The sequence below is a fragment of the Thermoanaerobacterales bacterium genome, assembly GCA_030019475.1.
Lineage (GTDB): Bacteria > Bacillota > Desulfotomaculia > Desulfotomaculales > JASEER01 > JASEER01.
Genome location: JASEER010000004.1, coordinates 1 through 17,598, shown reverse-complemented (window position 1 = coordinate 17,598; position 17,598 = coordinate 1). Strand labels below are relative to the sequence as shown.

Annotated in this window: 22 protein-coding genes and 1 tRNA gene; 19 read left to right on the top strand and 4 right to left on the bottom strand. The window is 61.6% G+C overall.

The window, feature by feature from the left end; all coding sequences use genetic code 11:
• Window positions 1-61: 61 nt before the first annotated feature.
• A complete protein-coding gene (locus QMC81_01710) occupies window positions 62-208 on the top strand; it encodes a DUF1540 domain-containing protein (GenBank protein MDI6906190.1) in 147 nt (48 codons plus the stop codon).
• Between the two features lie 69 nt (window positions 209-277).
• On the opposite strand, the gene QMC81_01705 is transcribed toward QMC81_01710, so the two are convergent.
• Window positions 278-1,123, bottom strand: coding sequence for a Gmad2 immunoglobulin-like domain-containing protein (locus tag QMC81_01705; protein MDI6906189.1), 846 nt, complete (start codon window positions 1,121-1,123; stop codon window positions 278-280).
• 180 nt (window positions 1,124-1,303) lie between these two features.
• Between QMC81_01705 and QMC81_01700 the strand changes: the two genes are divergently transcribed.
• The 8 genes from QMC81_01700 (at window position 1,304) to QMC81_01665 (ending at window position 6,611) form a co-directional block, all read left to right on the top strand.
• Window positions 1,304-2,038 carry a DUF1287 domain-containing protein gene (locus QMC81_01700; protein MDI6906188.1) on the top strand — a complete coding sequence of 245 codons (735 nt, stop codon included), beginning with the start codon at window positions 1,304-1,306 and terminating at the stop codon, window positions 2,036-2,038.
• 7 nt (window positions 2,039-2,045) lie between these two features.
• On the top strand, window positions 2,046-2,408 hold the full coding sequence (locus QMC81_01695) for a hypothetical protein (GenBank protein ID MDI6906187.1): 363 nt from the start codon (window positions 2,046-2,048) through the stop codon (window positions 2,406-2,408).
• Window positions 2,409-2,453: 45 nt separating this feature from the next.
• Complete coding sequence (locus QMC81_01690) at window positions 2,454-3,401, top strand: diacylglycerol kinase family lipid kinase (GenBank protein ID MDI6906186.1); 948 nt, start codon at window positions 2,454-2,456, stop codon at window positions 3,399-3,401.
• Window positions 3,398-3,853 carry a DUF188 domain-containing protein gene (locus QMC81_01685; protein MDI6906185.1) on the top strand — a complete coding sequence of 152 codons (456 nt, stop codon included), beginning with the start codon at window positions 3,398-3,400 and terminating at the stop codon, window positions 3,851-3,853. Before QMC81_01690 ends, QMC81_01685 begins: the two co-directional genes overlap by 4 nt.
• 20 nt (window positions 3,854-3,873) lie before the next feature.
• Window positions 3,874-4,872 carry a MetQ/NlpA family ABC transporter substrate-binding protein gene (locus QMC81_01680; GenBank protein ID MDI6906184.1) on the top strand — a complete coding sequence of 333 codons (999 nt, stop codon included), beginning with the start codon at window positions 3,874-3,876 and terminating at the stop codon, window positions 4,870-4,872.
• Window positions 4,869-5,642, top strand: coding sequence for an ABC transporter ATP-binding protein (locus QMC81_01675; protein ID MDI6906183.1), 774 nt, complete (start codon window positions 4,869-4,871; stop codon window positions 5,640-5,642). Before QMC81_01680 ends, QMC81_01675 begins: the two co-directional genes overlap by 4 nt.
• Entirely contained in the window at window positions 5,624-6,364 is a 741-nt protein-coding gene (locus QMC81_01670) for an ABC transporter permease (protein ID MDI6906182.1), read from the top strand. The genes QMC81_01675 and QMC81_01670 overlap by 19 nt, the downstream gene beginning before the upstream one ends.
• Window positions 6,365-6,425: 61 nt before the next feature.
• A complete protein-coding gene (locus QMC81_01665) occupies window positions 6,426-6,611 on the top strand; it encodes a hypothetical protein (protein MDI6906181.1) in 186 nt (61 codons plus the stop codon).
• Window positions 6,612-6,655: 44 nt separating this feature from the next.
• Here QMC81_01665 and QMC81_01660 read toward each other — a convergent pair whose 3' ends face one another.
• Window positions 6,656-7,369, bottom strand: a complete 714-nt coding sequence (locus tag QMC81_01660; protein MDI6906180.1) for an HAD family hydrolase — start codon at window positions 7,367-7,369, stop codon at window positions 6,656-6,658.
• Window positions 7,370-7,586: 217 nt separating this feature from the next.
• On the opposite strand from QMC81_01660, the gene QMC81_01655 reads away from it, so the two are divergent.
• From QMC81_01655 to QMC81_01640, 4 genes are all read left to right on the top strand, one after another.
• Entirely contained in the window at window positions 7,587-8,351 is a 765-nt protein-coding gene (locus QMC81_01655; GenBank protein MDI6906179.1) for a sulfite exporter TauE/SafE family protein, read from the top strand.
• Window positions 8,352-8,472: 121 nt separating this feature from the next.
• On the top strand, window positions 8,473-10,059 hold the full coding sequence (locus QMC81_01650; GenBank protein MDI6906178.1) for a methyl-accepting chemotaxis protein: 1,587 nt from the start codon (window positions 8,473-8,475) through the stop codon (window positions 10,057-10,059).
• A 75-nt stretch (window positions 10,060-10,134) separates the two neighbouring features.
• Window positions 10,135-10,779, top strand: coding sequence for a nitroreductase family protein (locus tag QMC81_01645; GenBank protein MDI6906177.1), 645 nt, complete (start codon window positions 10,135-10,137; stop codon window positions 10,777-10,779).
• A gap of 110 nt (window positions 10,780-10,889) precedes the next feature.
• Window positions 10,890-11,417: a stage V sporulation T C-terminal domain-containing protein gene (locus QMC81_01640; protein ID MDI6906176.1), complete on the top strand. Its 528-nt coding sequence runs from the start codon at window positions 10,890-10,892 to the stop codon at window positions 11,415-11,417.
• 58 nt (window positions 11,418-11,475) lie between these two features.
• Here QMC81_01640 and QMC81_01635 read toward each other — a convergent pair whose 3' ends face one another.
• Window positions 11,476-12,327: a YkgJ family cysteine cluster protein gene (locus QMC81_01635; GenBank protein ID MDI6906175.1), complete on the bottom strand. Its 852-nt coding sequence runs from the start codon at window positions 12,325-12,327 to the stop codon at window positions 11,476-11,478.
• Window positions 12,328-12,477: 150 nt separating this feature from the next.
• Between QMC81_01635 and QMC81_01630 the strand changes: the two genes are divergently transcribed.
• From QMC81_01630 to QMC81_01620, 3 genes are all read left to right on the top strand, one after another.
• Complete coding sequence (locus tag QMC81_01630) at window positions 12,478-12,756, top strand: hypothetical protein (protein MDI6906174.1); 279 nt, start codon at window positions 12,478-12,480, stop codon at window positions 12,754-12,756.
• A 135-nt stretch (window positions 12,757-12,891) separates the two neighbouring features.
• Window positions 12,892-14,871, top strand: a complete 1,980-nt coding sequence (locus QMC81_01625; protein ID MDI6906173.1) for a cell division protein FtsA — start codon at window positions 12,892-12,894, stop codon at window positions 14,869-14,871.
• Window positions 14,872-14,923: 52 nt separating this feature from the next.
• Window positions 14,924-15,139 carry a hypothetical protein gene (locus QMC81_01620; protein ID MDI6906172.1) on the top strand — a complete coding sequence of 72 codons (216 nt, stop codon included), beginning with the start codon at window positions 14,924-14,926 and terminating at the stop codon, window positions 15,137-15,139.
• 260 nt (window positions 15,140-15,399) lie between these two features.
• On the opposite strand, the gene QMC81_01615 is transcribed toward QMC81_01620, so the two are convergent.
• A tRNA-Leu gene (locus QMC81_01615) sits at window positions 15,400-15,483 on the bottom strand.
• Between the two features lie 285 nt (window positions 15,484-15,768).
• On the opposite strand from QMC81_01615, the gene QMC81_01610 reads away from it, so the two are divergent.
• The 3 genes from QMC81_01610 to QMC81_01600 all read left to right on the top strand — a co-directional run.
• The gene (locus QMC81_01610; GenBank protein ID MDI6906171.1) at window positions 15,769-16,098 is read left to right on the top strand and encodes a hypothetical protein; all 330 of its coding nucleotides are present in this window, start codon (window positions 15,769-15,771) and stop codon (window positions 16,096-16,098) included.
• A gap of 160 nt (window positions 16,099-16,258) precedes the next feature.
• A complete protein-coding gene (locus QMC81_01605) occupies window positions 16,259-16,900 on the top strand; it encodes an ATP-binding protein (GenBank protein ID MDI6906170.1) in 642 nt (213 codons plus the stop codon).
• Between the two features lie 49 nt (window positions 16,901-16,949).
• Window positions 16,950-17,598: MASE3 domain-containing protein (locus tag QMC81_01600; GenBank protein ID MDI6906169.1), on the top strand; the 649-nt coding region annotated here is incomplete at its 3' end.

Genomic DNA, 17,598 nt, shown 5'->3' with positions numbered 1-17,598 from the left:
TATGCATATCGGCCCACCGCCTGGGAATACTGAAAGGAGAACGCTGAAAGGGGGTGAGCCCGTGCCCGACATCAAGTGCACCGTCACCGAGTGCGAGTATAACAAGAACGTGAAGTGCGACGCCCCGATGATTCAGGTGGATCGCAATCACGCGGCCAGCGCAATGAACTCCGATCACACCAAGTGTGAAACGTTTAAAAAAAAGTAGCTCCGCGTTTCGGGGCAAAAGGAGAAAGGCCGGGCATGCCCGGCCTTTCTCACATTAACCATCCCGTATTTAGAACTTCACCGGTATCTGAACCTTGTCAAGTTCGCTCCCGTCCCTGGGGCTGTTCCAAAAAACCTCCAGCCGCCCCTGCCCGCCCATGGGGGCGCTGAAAGTCAGTTCCGCCGTAAAGTCCCCGCGTTCCGGAGCACCGGCTGCGGCCGTGGTGCAGGTCTCGGCGAGCTTCTGCCCGTCATCCCCCGTCAGGCGCAGGCTCACCGCCCCCTCGAAAACACGGGCGCTGCCCTGCACCTTCAGGGGACTTTCCACCTTGTCTCCGGGCCGGGGCGAGGTTACCCAGATCGCCGGTTCCCACACGGTCGACAGGTTGCGTGTAAAGGGCTGCTCATGAAGGCCGACATGTCCCCACCAATCCATTGCACGCTCGTCAAGGCCGCCTTCGACCTGGAAGGCCACGCGCTTGATATCCGGGAACTCGGTCAGAGTATTGACGACACTCTGAATGCCCAGGGCCTCTCCCACCGCGCCGACGTTGGCCTGCAGGACCTCGCGCGAGAAATCGACGGTCGCCAGGCCGTTGTCCACCTTAACGCCCCGGACCCTGGTCTCCGGAGGCAGGACGCGGGCGGCCCCCTCGGTCACCGGGTTCCCGTGGATCAACTCCTCCAGGGCAGCCCGGATGGTGTCCTCCGTCCGCGCCACCTCGTGGACCTCGCGTACCAGGTACATATCCTTGTCGGTGGTCTTGAGGTAATAGACCGCCACCGGCATGGTCGCCGGCTGATCCACATCACCTGGCGGCGCGGACGGTTTCTTCTTATCCCCGCCACAGCCCGCCACCGCCACGGCCGACAGAGCCACGAGCAGGCCCACGGCCAGAACCAGTAAACGTTTCACGCTATCGCCACCTTTTTACTGTCTCGACGCCATGGTAACACAAAGCTTTGTCCCCGTGGGAGGTTTCTCAATAACAGTAATCCGGCTCTCAACTCTAATCTGACACTGCGGAAGGAAAAACATTAGGGACGGGCGAACAACGGACGGTAACAATTCTTGCCCGTTCCGGGGGTATCGCACATGTCCCGGGTGAAGTGGATGGCCGCCTGTATCGGGGTCCTCGGCTGTGCCGCGGTGGCGGGAGCCCTCTTCGTATTCTGGCCCGCCGCGCGGCAGGTTTTACCCCCGATCGGCCCGGCCGGGGCCGTTGAGGTGCCACGTGTCGCCGCCCGCATCGACCGCGATGCCGACGGGGTTCTGGACGCCGATGACCTGGTCGGCGGGGCCAGGGAGGAAGCACGCCGGCGGACAAAGTACAGCGGTGCTTATTACGCCGGCGGCTATCCGCCGGAGGGCGAGGGCGCGTGCACCGACGTCGTCTGGCGCGCGTTCCGCGCCGCCGGGTACGACCTGAAGTCCATGGTGGACGCCGATATCCGCGCCCACCCGCATGCCTACCCGGGCGTCAGGGGACAGCCGGACCCCAACATCGATTTTCGCCGCGTCTCGAACCTGATCGTCTTCTTCCGGCGCCAAGCGGTCTCCTTAACCACCGTCGTCCGCCCTGGTGACGCCGAGAACCTGAGTGAATGGCAGGGGGGCGACATCGTCGTTTACGGTCCGCCCCTGGAGCACATCGGGATCGTGTCGGACCGCCGGCGCCCGGACGGGGTACCGTTGCTCATCCATAACGCGGGGCCCTGTGCCGTAGAGGCCGACAGCCTTACGTCCTGGCCCACGCGCATCACGCATCACTTCCGGTATATCCCCCATGACGCCAGGCCCCGCAGGATGGTACTCTACTCACAGAGGTGACCTTGTCATGCTGAGGAGATACGCGCTCTACCTGCTGCGCTGGCAGCTCTCCACCCCGATCCTGGCCGTGGTCCTATGGTGGCTGAACCCCTTCGGCGAACTCTTCGCGACCATCGTCGCCAACCTTATCGGCGGCCTGATCTTCTTCTGGGTCGACAAGTTTATCTTTACGTCGGCCGTCCTGGCACCCCAGTGGGAGATAAAGGAGGATGTGATCTGTGCCGACTGCGGGCGCCGCGCCACCGGCTACCGCCTGATCCGGACAAAAAACTACGACCGGATAAAGGACAAAAAGCCCGAGTTCCGTTGTACCGACTGTTCCCCGCGCAAGCTCGAGGAACTGAGGCGCCGGGGCGTTAAACTCGAATAGGATATGGAGGACTTTTCCCCCGGTCGTTGAACTGTTTTCGATGCAATGAACGGATCAACCGCCTTTGTAATTCTCAATCCCGCCGCCGGCCACGGGCGCGCCGGGCGGGCGTGGCCGCTCACCGCCCGCGCCCTGGACGAAGCCGGGATACGCTATCATTTGGCGCGGACGGAGGCGCCCGGCGAGGGGACGGTCCTCGCGGCCCGGGCCGTGGCCCAGGGGTACGACCCTCTGATCGCCGTCGGCGGGGACGGGACGACCAACGAGGTGGTGAACGCCATCCTCGCCGCCCCGGGCAGTCCGGAGACCCGGCCCCGCCTCGGGATCATTTCCTGCGGCACCGGACGCGACCTGGTACGCACCCTCGGCATTCCCCGCGAGATCCGGCAGGCTGCCGCCATTCTGGCCACCGGCGCCGTGCGCCCGTTCGACGTCGGGCGTATTGTTTTCCACCAGCCGGGCGGGCCGAGCCGGACGCGTTACTTCGTCAACATCGCCGACGCCGGGCTGGGCGGCGAGACCGCCGACCGCGTCAACCGGACGACCAAGCTCTTCGGCGGCTTTCTCTCCTTTTTCTGGGGCGCCCTGGCCTCGCTAGCCCGCTACCGTAATAAGAAAGTGCGCCTTTCCATTGACGGGGAGCCGTCTCACGACCTGCACCTGACCATCGCTGTTGTCGCCAATGCCCGCTACTTCGCCGGCGGGATGTTTGTCGCCCCCAACGCCGTCCCCGATGACGGCCTTTTCGACATCATCACCCTGAACGGCGTCGGCCGGCTGGGCCGGGTTCCCCTGCTCCTCAGGGTGTACTGTGGGCGCCACCTGGGCCACCCGCGTCTGATCCAGCGCCGCTGCCGGACGGTGACCATAACCTCGGAGGAATGGGTCCACGTTGAGGCCGACGGCGAACTCGCAGGTTTTCTCCCCGCCACGTTCGACATCCTGCCCGGCGCCATCCGCATCATCGCCCCCGCCGGAGGCTCCTCACAGTGAAAATCATCATTGACGCTGACGCTTGTCCCAGGGATGCCCTGGCGACGTGCCTGCGCCTGGGAGCGGAATTCGGTGTTCCGGTCTGGACAGTCGCCAGCTTTAAGCATGATATCGCCTCTGACCGTCACATAACCGTGGGGGACGCCCCCCAGGAGACCGACATAAAGATTGCCAACCTGGCCGGTTGCGGGGACATCGTGGTTACCCAGGACTGGGGTCTGGCCGCCGTGGTCCTGGGACGGGGGGCCCGCGCCCTTTCCCCGGGGGGCCGCATCTTTAAGCCGGAGACCATCGATTTCCTCCTTGAGGAACGAGAGATCAAGGCCCGTTTTCGGCGTACGGGGGGCCGCACTCCCGGCCCCGCCCGCCGGACGCCCGCCGATCAGCGCCGCTTCACCTCGTCCCTCCGCAGGCTGCTGGAGGCAGGAATTACGCCGCCGGGATCGAAATAGGTCGGATAGGAGGTGGAGTTATGCACCCGAAACGCCCACTTTTTTTAATGGCGCTCTCGGTTCTGACTCTGGCCCTGGTTTTTACCATAACCGGCTGCAATAGCAAACCGGCTTCGCCGCCGGAGAAGACACCCAAAACGCCCCCTCTCCGGCTGGGCATGCTGCCCATCCAGGACAACCTCCCGTTCTGGGTGGCGGAGCGGAAGGGCTACTTCGCCGATGAAGGACTGCAGGTGGAACTCATCGGTTTTCCCAGCGCCATGGAGCGCGACAGCGCCCTGGCCGCCGGGCAGATCGACGGCGCCCTGGGAGACATTCTGGCCGTGGCGCAACTGAACAACGGCGGCACCAAGGTACGCATTGTCTCCGTGGGGCAGGGGGCAACCGCGGAGGAAGGCCGTTTCGCGATTCTCGCCTCGCCGAAATCTTCAATATCAAGTGTCGATCAACTCAAGAACGTGCCGATCGGCTGTTCCCTGAAGACGATAAACGAATATGTCGTGGACCAGCTCCTTACCGGCGCGGGCCTTAAGCCGGAGGAAATCAAGAAGAACCAGATGCCCAAAATACCGCTGCGCCTCGAGGCCCTGCTTAACGGTACTCTTCAGGCCGCGGTCCTGCCAGACCCCATCGCCGCCCTGGCGGAGGTCAAGGGCGCCCGACTCATCCTCGATGACACCCGGGAGAACATTACCCAAACCGTGATTTACTTCCGGGAACCTGTCCTGGAACAGAACCTGGAAGGCGTACAAAGGCTGATGCGCGCCTACGCCCGCGCCGTGGAGGACATCCAGGCCGGCCCGTCCGCCTTTAACGACCTTTTGGCCGAGAAGGCCCGGGTGCCCCAGGAGGTTCTCTCCAGTTCCGCACATGGAATGCAGGTTCTCTTTTCGCCGCCCCAACTGCCCACCGAGGACCAGGTCCGCCGCGTACTGGACTGGATGAGCGCCAACGGCCTCCTGGACCGGCCCCTGGGGTACCAGGACCTTGTCGATGGACGGGTGCTTGGCAAGGCATGATCGACGTCCTTAACCTGGCGGTGACCTATCAACAACATAACGCGACGGTGCCCGCCATCGCCGACATTTCCCTGCACCTCGACCCCGGCCATATCCTGGCCGTCATCGGTCCTTCCGGCTGCGGGAAGACCTCGCTGCTATATGTGCTGGCCGGGCTGCGGCCGCCCTCGGCCGGGCGGGTTACCATCGACGGGGAGCCGGTCCAGCCCGGCCGCCTGAAGACGGCCGTCATTTTACAGGACTACGGACTGTTGCCGTGGAAGACGGTGTGGCAAAACACCATCCTCGGCCTGGAGGTCCGCCGCGCTCCGCGGGCGGAGATCATATCCCGCTGCCGGTCAATCCTCGCCGAACTGGGCCTGGATGGCCTTTCACACCTTTACCCGGCGCAGTTGAGCGGCGGCCAGCGCCAGCGGGTCGCCATCGCGCGCGCCCTGGCCCTGGAGCCCGACCTTCTCCTGATGGACGAACCGTTCTCATCATTGGACGCCCTGACCCGCGAGTCGCTCCAGGACGGCCTGCTCGACGTGTGGGCACACCGCGGAGTGAGCATGGTTATTGTCACCCACAGTATCGAAGAGGCGGTCTACCTGGGGCAGAGCATCATCGTCCTCTCCCCGCGGCCGGCACGCGTCATCGCCACGGTGGAGAATCCCGGCGTAGGCCGTCCGTCCTGGCGCAGGAGCCCCGAGTTCCACCGCGTCTGTACCCGCCTGCGGGACCTCCTGGAGGGGAAGGGGGAACATCGCCCTTGCTTCGCCGCCTGCTAACGCAGCTGGCCGGTGTCGCCGTTCTCATCATCCTCTGGCACCTGGCTGCGACGGCCCTCGGCAAGCCGGTCCTGCCGACGCCTCTCGTTGCGATGGAGGCCTTCGCCCGGGACCTGCCGCGTGAACTCGGAGGGCACTTCCTCATCAGCCTGGCCCGCGTGGCCGTCAGCATCGCCGTTTCTTTTTTCCTGGCGGTCCCCCTGGGGCTTTTTCTCGGCCGGGAGGAGCGCCTCGACCGCTTTATCGCCCCTTTGATCTACGTTATCTATCCCATCCCGGTCATCGTCTTTCTCCCGGTGATTATGACCTTTTTCGGCGTGGGCAACTTCTCCAAGGTCCTGCTTATCGTCATCGTCGTCTTCTTCCAGCTTCTCGTCACGACACGCGATGCCGCCGGCCAGGTCAACAGTGCGGTCATCGACTCCGTGCGCTCTCTCGGGGCGCGGACGCCGGATATCTACCGCCACGTAATCTGGCCGGCGGCCCTGCCCAAGATCTTTACCGCCTTGCGCATCGGGTCCGGTACGGCGATCGCCGTCCTTTTCATCGCCGAGACCATCGCCAGCCAGGAGGGCCTGGGCTACTACCTGCTCGACGCATGGACGCAATGGCATTACCCCGAGCTTTACGCCGGGATCATCGCGATGGGCCTTATGGGCTTCGCCGTTTATACCGTTATCGATTTCGCCGACCGTCGATTCTGCCCCTGGGAGCACCTGTGAGGACTACGCCCCTGCATAGCCCCGTCCCGCTTTTGGCAGACTACAGGGCGAGGTGATATCAATGAAGCCCGACATCGACCGCGACAAAGTCACGCAGGGCGGGGAACCGGAAGTAGAGGCCGGGGCCGAAAAGGGCGGGGGAGACGACCCCAATTACCTCGGCCGTGCTTGGGAGGCGATCAAGGAATCGGTAGGCCTTGACCGGTGGACCGACGCCCAGGATTCCAAAGAGGAAAAAGTGCAGTAAAGGATACCAAGAGCGCCACCCGCAAGGGTGGCGCTTCACCTTCATTACGGGGCCAGTTCCTTCACGAAGGCCAGCAGGTGGGCCAGGCTCCCACGGTAATCCGCTACCGCGTTCCGCCCCCGGCGGTTGATCAGGCAATCCTCCACGAGAAACGTGCGCATGCCGACCTGCCCGGCCACCAGGTCCTCGTCGATGTCATTACCGGCCATAAGGCATTCCTCCGCTCTCGCCCCGATTCGTTCAAGAATTTCTTCGTAATAGTAGGGGTACGGCTTGCAGAAATGCATGTCCTCGTAGGCGGTCACGAGGCGGAAGGGAATGTCGGCGACCCCCGCCCAGCGCATGCGCTCGCGGATGGCCTTCAAGGGGAAGAGGGGGTTGGTCGCGATCACCAGCTCCAGGCCGCGCTTTTGCGCCTCCTCGACGATCGCCCGCGCCAGCGACGATGGCTGCGTGTGGTCGATCAGGGTCCGGAAATCGCGGGCATAAAAGTCATCGAAGACGGGGCGCACCTCCGCCTGTGGCAAGCCCGTGCGCGAGAAGAAGTCCGCCATAAAGACATCCTCGTTGGTCCGGTCGGGGTCAAGGTTATGGATCATTATATCGGTACTGGTCATCAGCTCCCGGACGAAACGCTCCGGAGGCATGTACGCCGCCAGCCTGCGGGCCAGCAGTCTCAGATAGGCCCCCAAAAACTCATCCATGTCCATCGGTAAAAGAGTACCGTCAAGGTCAAGCAGCAGGTAACGCAGGGGCATGTCCATCCTCCAAGGGGTAAGTTTATAATCCCGTATTTTTCTGCGGAACGTACAAGAACTCCTGCCTTCTTGTGGAACCCCGCCTTCGGGGGTGCAAGGACCGCATCCGCGGGCTGCCGAAATCCACGCAATGGCCCTGATAAATGATATGGCGGCCGCCATATGTCGCCACGGTTCGCACGCGCCCCGATGTACAATAGTGAGGTGAGGTGACGGGATGCTCTATGATCAAGCCTGGTTTGTCTCCTGCCTGGTTGTCTTCGTCGCCGCCGCGTTACAGTCCGTTACCGGCTTTGGCTTCGCCCTTATCGCAGTGCCTCTTTTTCTCCTGGTTTATGATCCCCGCACGGCAATCACTGTAACGATGGTGGTCTCGTTCACTACTCTCCTGCTGCTGACCATCCGGGTCCGGGCGGCGGTCGTACGCCCCCTGGTGGCGAACCTTTTCCTTGGGAGCCTGGCCGGTATCCCCTTCGGCGTTTACGGCTTTCTACATTTTGACGTCACCCTGCTGAAGATCCTGATCTGCGGCGTCACCATCCCTTTCAGCCTGGCCCTTGCCACCCGCCTGCGCTTGTACCTCATAAGCGGTACCTGGACAGAGCGTCTCATCGGCTCGGTTTCCGGTTTCCTGGCCGGGAGCATCAGCCTGCCGGGGCCGCCGGTCATTCTCTTCCTCAACTGCCGCCACCTGCCCAAGGAGCGGTTCCGGGCCACTACCGCCGCCTATTTTACGGCAGTATACCCGGTCGGGCTGCTCCTGCTGGTATCCTCGGGGGCGATACCGCTCGCCACCATCCGTCTCTCCCTGACCCTCATCCCCTTCGCCCTCATCGGCTCGGCGGCCGGCGCCCGCTTGTTTCCCTTCGTCCCGCAGGCGCATTTCCAGCGGGGTGTGCCATTACTGGTTCTGGCCACCGCCGCCTACACCCTGGCCGCCGCTCTCAGCGAGACCGAGGCCGCGATGGGCCTGCCGTTTTAGAAGGAGTGTAGAGACAAAATGTTTTCCTTGCAATAATTCCCCCATAGCGTTATATTGCGAAAAAGTTCACCTCACGCGGGCAAGTGTCTTGCTAACCGGGGTAGGGGAAGGGGGATGCCCGATGCATATCAGGTATAAGATTCTGGCCGGTTACCTTGGCGTATTCCTGGTCTTTTCAGTCCTGGGTGTCTTTACTCTGACAAACATGTACCGAATGCAGAACTCCTATCGGGAACTCATTGATCACCGTGCCCGCATGGTCAGCGAGACCAAAGACCTGCTTCTCGCCGTCGAGTACGAGGCCCTGATGCTCAGAACCTATCTTCTCACGGGCGGGGAGGAGTGGAATGCGGAGTATCGCCGCCAGGCACAGCTGGTTGACCAGCGGCTGGCTCAACTGGAGGCGGGCCTGACAACCGAGGAGGAAAAGGTCCTGTTCGCCAGTCTCAAGAGATCGGTTACGGGTCTCAGCGAGTCATATGCCGAAACCCTGCTCGCCGTCCGCCAGCGTTCCGACCTTACGGACCAGCAGAAACTGGCCGAGGTCATCCGTATCACGGTGGCCAAGCGGGGCACGGTCCGAGGCATCATCGCCCAGGGGGAGGATTTCATTGCCTACCAGCAAAGGCTGATGGATCAGGCCGTGGCCGCCAATGAAGCCTGGGTGAAGCGCATCTCGGGCATTTCCACCACCCTCGGCTTATTGAGCCTGGTCCTCGGCGTTATCGCCGCCCTGTACATTTCACGTACCATTGCGGATCCTGTAAGGCAGATCGAGGAACAGGTAAACCGCATCGCTCGTGGTGATCTCACTTCCCATGAGCTGGAAATCGCCTCACGTGACGAGGTCGGGCGGCTGGCCCGATCCTTCGGGGTGATGCTGGCCAACCTTCGCGGCGTGACCGGACGTCTGCAGACGACGGCGGAGGAAATGGGGCGTTTCGCCACCGATCTCCGGGCCAACGCCCGGGATGCCGTGGCGGCCGCGGGCACCACGACCGAGGTCCTTGCCCGCGCCACCGACACCGTAGGCGACCTGACGGAGCGCGCCCAGGCGCTGGCCGGGGTGTCCGACCGCGCCTCGGAGCAAGCGGCACAGGTCCAGGAGGCCACGGCCCGCGTCCTGCACCAGATGGAGTCCACCAACCGTGTGGCCGCCCGGGCCAGCAAAGCCGTCCGGGACCTCGGCGCATCCCTGGCCGATGTCCGGCAGATAGTGGAGTTCATTTCCCAGTTTGCTGAGCAGGCGAACCTGCTCGCCCGCAAGGCCGCCGATGAACTGATGGACGAGGGGATGTCAAGAGAGGAGAAAGGAGTCTTCCTTAACCTGGTCCAGGAAATCCGTACCCGCGCCCAGGAGGCGGCACGGGCCACCGATGAGGTCACCAAGCTCATTACCACGGTACAGCGGCATGCCCGCGAGGCTGTTTCCTCGGTGGATGAGGACTGCCGCCTTGTCGCCGAGGGGCGCATCTCCGCCAGGCAGGCGGTCGAGGCTTTTAGCGGCCTGGTCAAAGAGGTGCATGTGATCACCGGGCGTATCGACGAAACCGCGGCGGCTATCAGAGATTTCTCCGCCGCCCTTGCCGGGGTAACCAGGGCCTCGCAGGCCCAGACCATCCTGGTCGAGAATGTAGCCCAGGTCAGCGCCACACTGGACGGCCTGGCCCTGGAACTGCGGGAAGCGCTGGCGACGTTAAAACTGTAGCCCGTACGCCATCAGTCTCCCCTTTCTGGAATCCCCGTCCCTGTTATAATGAAGGAAAGGGGAGGGATGGCAAGCATGGTCGACCAATACCAGGTCCTGCACGGCATCATTGCTTCCCGGCGTTCGGTACGGCGTTTCCGGCCCGAACCGGTGCCCGAGGGGGACGTGCGTAAGATGATTGAGTGCGCCCGGTGGGCCCCGAGCGCCACCAACCAGCAGCCCTGGCGGTTCATCGCCGTCGCAACACGCCGGGCAATCGCCGAACTGGCGCGCCTGGTCGACCGGCGACTGAACGAATTGATCATCGAAGCCCGTGACGGGGGGCTCGAGGAACTGGCCGCCCGTCTAAAGTCCTTCGGGACCTACGCGACTTTCTTCGGCGGCGCGCCCCTCTTGATCGTTTGCGTCGCCAGGCCCTACCAATCCCGTTTCAGCGCCGCCGTTTTCCAAGCCCTCGGCTATGAACAAAAAGCCCGCAGCGTGGAAAGCCTGAAGAGCGTTTCCCTGGCCGCGCAAAACCTGCTCCTGGCCGCCCACGCGCTGGGGTACGGCGCCTGCCCGATGAGTGCGCCGCAGGCCTTTGCCGGCACGGAAATGAAAGCCTATCTGGGTATCCCGCCCGAAGAAGAAATCGTCCTGCTTGTGCCGGTCGGACGCCCCGATCACGTGCCGCATCCGCCCAGGCGCAAGGAGATTGACGAGATACTCACCTGGCTATAAAGCTGTCTTTACAATCCTTCCCGGCGGTATACTTTTTGCTTTGTCAAAGCAGACTACCTGACAAAAAGCGGGTGGTGTGTGCAATGAAAGCAACAGGCGTAGTACGAAGGATGGATGACTTGGGACGTATCGTAATTCCGAAAGAGGTTCGGCGCACGCTACGCATCAGGGACGGTGACCCGCTCGAGATCTACACCGACCGGGACGGAGAGATCATCTTTAAGAAGTATGCCCCCATCGGGGAATTGGGGAATTATGCCAAGGAATACGCCGACGCCCTTTACGAGGCAACGTCACACACGGCCTGCATCTGCGATGACCGTACCGTCCTGGCCATAGCCGGCGGCTCGAAGCAGCTGGCGAACCAGGCTATCGGTCCGCTGGCCGAGCAGACGCTGGAAAAGGGTGAAACGCTGGTCATCAACCTCGACCGCGGCTTCCAGGAGAACGACGCGCCCATTCTGGCCCCCCGGGACATCATAAGCCAGTACTCGTCAGCGGCTGTCGCTCCCATCCTTGTCGCCGGGGAGCCGGGAGGATGCGTTCTCCTCCTCGGCAAAGACGCTCAAATGGGCGACATTGAAAAGAAGTTGTGCGAGACCGCGGCCAATTTCCTGGCCAAACAGCTCGAGCGTTAACCCGCAATTCAGGTTGAGGAAGGGCCGGCCTTCCAGAGAGGCCGGCCCTTTCGCCTTCTTATTCGCCGTTTCCCGCACCACAGCGGGCGGTATCGAGCAGCATGCCACGCACGCGTTCCATCATTGTTTCCTGTCCCGACGCCGGTACCTCCCCGGCGAGGGGACCGTGCCCAAGCGCCCCCGCCATCTGCGTCAGAATGACCCGCAACGCCCGTACCCGGCGCCGGTAGAACTCCTCGTGGCCGACATCATTGACCGCGAGTCCAAGGCGCTCGCGCAGGGCGCTCGCCCCGTAGAGCAACGGGTACAGCATCTTAAGCGTTCGCCCCGACAACCAGGCGGCGGCGTTTAGTTCGGTGGCCGCGTAATGAATAAGGCGCAGGTATTCGTCTCCCAGCTTGTAATAGGGCAGGGCCCCTGCATCGTCGAGCCATTCCCGCACCGTCCACGGGTCGCCTTCCTCATGGCCGAGGCAGCCATCCATCCGTTCCACCAGGAACATCTTCTCAATCGTCTCCAACGTCCCGTCGTGGAACTCAAAGCGCACCGCCCGGCCCAGCGGATAGGTCCGGCAGTTGCGTGACCGGGCCGGGTAGATCCGGCACCGGCCATCCTCAAGGAGGAAGGCGCACCGGCCGTCCTCGGCGTCGCGAAGAGAAAGCACGGGCCAGGGGGAACGTGAACCCGTGCGCACACGGCAGTACCGGTCCATGAACTCCCGCTCGGAAAGGCCGAGGTGCCGGGCCATGGTTTCCACGTCCCAGGGATCCAAAAGAATTGTTATGTTCTGGCAGCATAATCCCATACACTCCGTCCGGCAGGCAAACCTGAATTCGTCCTCGGGGCCCATTTCGGGGATAGTTCCATCACTCAGACGCTGCTGCAGATCAGCGTACAGATGTGGCTTCATATTCTGCCTCCCGTTATCGAGTATGGACAGCTAACTTGTTTAAGACTAAACCTTTGTGTCACATGGTGTCAACACTGCGCGGAGGGCCGGTGGGAATGTACCGCGGATCCTGCTAAAATGAAAGAAACTGGTTTAGGAGGCTGCTGCGACTTGATCATTATACCGGAAGACATCGAAGAGATGGCGGCCGCCATAGCCGGCCGTTGCCCGAAGTGCGGACAATGGGCAGGGGTCATCGTCAAGCGTTTCTCTTCGCCGTGGGAAGCCCTGGCCGACCAGGACTGGCCGGATATCACCTGTGAAACGGTCACCTGCTGCAACCGGCACGTGTATCCCACCCATTTCCTGGTTATCTACCAGGGGACCATCCTCCGCGAAGTCGAGATAGGCGGACCGGACATGCCGGTCACGCGGAGGGAGATCCACTAGAATCCGGCGCTGACCGGAAGAGTATGCAGTACCCTTTGGGCGCCTTGCCCAATACCCCCCTGGCGTTTTCCTCTTTGTCTATTGTATGATTTTACTAGCCGTGTCGAAAAAACGTACGGGGAGGTGTGACAGGCCGTGATCCTGCCAGAAAACGAACCGATCTTCGCGCTGGATATCGGAACGCGTACGATAATCGGTATCCTGGCCGAGGCCTGCGGCGGCGGACTGCGGGTCCTGCACCAAGCCGTCGTCGAGCATCAGGACAGGGCCATGTACGACGGCCAGATCCATGATATACCCAAGGTCGCCCAGGCCGTGGCCAGCGTCCGCGAACGTCTCGAGGACGCCAGCGGGCTGCCTTTGAAAAAAGTGGCCGTGGCCGCTGCGGGGCGTTCGCTGCGCACCCAATTCTGCCGCGCCGAACGTGAGATTGACCCCGACGCCGAGATCGACCAGAATGTACTGCGCAGCCTTGAGCTGCTGGCCCTCCATGAAGCACATGCCAGGCTTGAACAGGAATCCGCCGAGCGTGAAAACCTGTACTGTGTAGGTTATTCGCCGGTCCGCCACTACCTGGACGGACTCCGCCTGGCCAACCTGCTTGGCCATCGGGGGCGCCACATTGTCGTCGAGGCCATCGTGACCTTCCTGCCGGCCTCGGTCGTCAACGGTCTGCTCTCGGTCCTGCACCGCGTGGACCTGGAACCGGTGAACATGACACTGGAGCCCATCGCCGCCCTTGACGTGGCCATCCCGCCCGACGTACGTCTTTTGAATCTCGCGCTCGTGGACATCGGCGCCGGCACTTCGGACATTGCCCTAACCCGGGACGGGAGTATCCTTGCCTACGGTATGGTACCCGTGGCCGGCGACGAAATCACCGAGGCCGTCATCCAGGCCTGCCTGGTGGACTTCACCACGGCGGAAAAGATCAAACGAAGCATCTTTGCCAACGAGGAAATAACTTACCATAACATCCTCGGAATAACAGAATCCGTCAGCCGCGAGCAACTGCTGGACATTATCGCTCCCGCGCTCGACGGCCTGGCCCGGGAGGTCGCCGGTGCGATCCGCGATCTGAACGGCGGCGATCCTCCCCGCTCGGTCATCCTTATCGGCGGCGGCGCCCAGGTCCCCACCCTGCCCGACCGCATCGCCCAGCACCTCGACCTGCCCGCCAGCCATGTGGTGGTCCGCGGCAGGGATATGTTGCGCGGAATACAGACCCTTGACCACGACCCCCTTGCGGGTCCGCAAGGCGTAACCGTGCTTGGGATAGCGTCTCTCACGGCGCGGCAGACGGGCCATACCTTTCTGACGGTACGCGTTAACGGCCTCGACTACCGTATATTTGATTCCAAGAACGTGGCCGTGTCCTACGTCCTCGGCCTCATCGAATTCGACCCCCGCCAGCTGTTCGGCAGGAACGGCCGTGACCTTGTGTTTAGCCTTAACGGACAGGAGGAAATAGTTCGCGGTGGCCTGTGCCGGCCGGCCCGGATCCTGGTAAACGGCGAACGCGCCAACCTGCAAACCCCCCTCCACGACGGGGATGACCTCACGGTCATTGCCGCCGAAAACGGCGCCGACGCCCGCGCGCGCGTGGCCGATTACCTGGCGGGGCCCGGGGTCGCTTGCACCCTGAACGGCGAGCGGGTGGCGCTGGACCCGGTCTGCACATTGAACGACCACCCGGTGCCCCCGGAGACCGAAATCCACGACGGGGATGTGCTCCGCATCACCTATCCTTCCACCTTGGCTGATTTGGCGCGCCTCCGGCGCCTCGACCCCGCTGGGTGCGTCTTCACGGTTAACGGCCGGGAGGTGCAAGTGGACTACGTCATCCAACCGGGCGACGATATTCAGTACCGCCCACACACACACGTGGATGACATTCCCGCGGCGGCCGGCAGGGCGGTACGGGTCACGGTAAATGGGGAGGAGATCGCCCTCACAGGGGTCACCAACCCGATTTTCATCGACATCTTCAATTTTCTTGATATCGCCCCTGATCAGCGCCGGGGACATCCCACCGTACTCCTTAACGGCGAAACCGCACAGTACACGCAGCCCCTGAAGGACGGGGACGATATCCTTATCTTCTGGGAGAATTAAGAGGGAACCGGACGTTTATAGTACCATCCTATGGCGGGTGTCATATCATGGTATGTCCATCGCCCGCCTGGGCTTTCTCCACGGCCCCGAAGTCATGCCAACTGGCCAGCTGCTCCTCTTCCTGCGGGCCGAACCGGACGAAACCACTATCCTCGATCTGGACGGCCGGATCGTCCTGGCCCCGGGCTCGAACCTGGCCGTCTTCCTGCCCCCGGTGGCCGAAGAAGATACCGTATCGGTCACGGCCATCTTCTCGAAAGCGGAATGACGGTACTGCAGAGCGAGTGATCCTACACCATTTACGTACGACCGGCCCTTCATGGAGCCCTGCCCTGGCGGCAAGGCTCCGCTGTGAGCGCAGGCGGGCTTAACTGTCAAAACTATCTTCCCGACGGCGGGAACGTCGAGAATACGATGCGCCGGGGGTTCCCCCTCTCAAGGACGGGAAGCTGTAAGCCGGCTGCAATAGGACGGGATAAGTAGAAGGGCTTTTGGCAGTTCGGCCAAAAGCCCTGTTAGTCTCTGGTATGGTGTCGGAGGCGGGACTTGAACCCGCACGGGATAACCCACACGCCCCTCAAACGTGCGCGTCTGCCATTCCGCCACTCCGACACTTCGGCACATCTCTAGTCTACCCTTTCCCGTGCCCGTTGTCAACGGCATCCGGGTGGGGTTCCGGGTGAGGGCCGCTTAGACGTTTATCCCGTCGCGGGATGCTACACATTCACCCCCCGTTGACGTTTTTACATCACCACTGACACTAGCCTTTCTTGATCTCAAGGCCGCTTTCAAGCGCTGACTTGTCCAAAAACCCACAAACCATGCATTGACATGGATACTTTAAACCTTTAAGATGATTCTGGGAACTTTACATAGTATAGGGAGGAGGAGTGGGTTTTGGCTTTTATTGTATTTCATCCCGAGCAAGAGCTTAAGCTTATCCGTCGTCGGCAACCTATTGTTACCCTTTCTAGGGGTGCAATAAAACTAAACAAGATGGCTCTCGACAAACTCAATAGCGACACTGTCGAAGTGGCTTATGACCCCGAACTGCAACTCATCCGGCTGCGGGCGGCCAAAAAGGGCTTTCCCATTGAAAAGAAGAAAATCAGTGGACGCGCTTTTTTCAAGCATTTTAATATTGATGTTTTGGGTAAGTTTCCCGCGCGTTATGATGAAAAGGGACAGTGTCTCCTGGTAGATATAGGTACTAATGAGGAGGGGTAGCAAGCATATTTGTGAAGCGTCCTCTATACAGGGTGGCGGGGAAGGAGATAACCCGCCACTTTCTTTTGAGCGAGATCCGTTCGTATTGACCAGGCAGGTATTCCGTCCCGGGCTGTTGAATTCATTGTCTAAAGTCGCAGGAGAGGAGAGATTAAGCCCTATGGCCCAGCGGGCGCGTAAAATTGCCGTTCTTGGGGGTCCCGGCACGGGCAAAACAACGCTCTGTAAGCAACTGGACGTCGACTATAGCATGGCCGGCTACAAGACCGGGCTCTGCCTTGAGTACGTGCGGACTTACATTGCCCGTTACGGCGTGCCGACAAGCATCTTTGAACAGTTCCTGCTCTATGAAGGGCAAAAACGCAGGGAAGAAGACCTGCGGTATTGTGACCTGATTTTTTGCGATAACGCCACGATCCTGTGTTATGTCTACGGGCTCTTAAGTTGCGACCTGAACAACCCGAAGGAGATCCATGCCCTGACCCAGCTTTACAGCTGGGCGATGAAGGACCTTTCGGGTTACGAGATCTTTTTCATCCCCCGGGAATTCGAGCTTGAACCGGACGGGATACGCTACCAGGACGAGGACGCTGCCAGTTCCATTGACCGGCGTATCCAGGCCCTTCTTGACCTTATGCACGTCCCATACACCATCGTCCGGGGCGACCTGGCCACGCGTGTCGACATGATCAAAGCGAAAATAGGGTTTGAAAACCTGCGGCAGAAACCTCCCGGGCCAAAGGCCTTTGAATGCCCGCCGGATGATGTCGCGAACCTGCCGGGCGTAGCCCAGCTTGACTAGGGGTTACCGGCGGAGCCGCTGACGCCTGGGGCGTTGAGAGGGGAAGGGGGTGCCGGGAGAGTTGGACGCTGCCACCGTCCCGCGCCAGGTAGTGCTGACGCACAATATTCAAAGGATAATTATTCACGGGTTCGGGGCCGTGATGTCGATCGGCCTGCTGGTCCTGGCCTGGCGCTTCAACTCCTCCCTCAGCCGTGCGAGTTTCCTGGAGTTTCACAGTGTCATCGAGATGACCACGGTTGTGGTCAGCATGTGCGTTTTCATTGTGGCTCTCTACCATTACGAACAGACCAATCACCTCCAGGACCTGACCCTCTCGATGACCTTTCTGATCGTGGGCCTGCTGTACTTCGCCCATACGCTGTCCTATCCCGGAATGGCCAAGTTCATCACGCCCAACTCCATCCAAAAGGCCTTTGCGTTTTGTGCCCTGGCCCGCTTCGTCGAAGCCCTGGGGTTGTTTGCCTACGCCCTGATGAAACGCGAATATTCCCGCCGTCTTCCCATCCTGGGCGTCGTGGCCGGCACCTGGTTCTTCGGGATGGGCCTCACGCTCTTTATCGCCTATTACAGCCATCTCCTGCCCGCACTTTACCTCGAAGGCGAGGGGGCGACCATGGCTAAGATCATCACCGAAGGGATTATCCTGGTGATCAGCCTGGCGGCGATGTTTCTGGTATTCCGGGCCGGAACAAGCG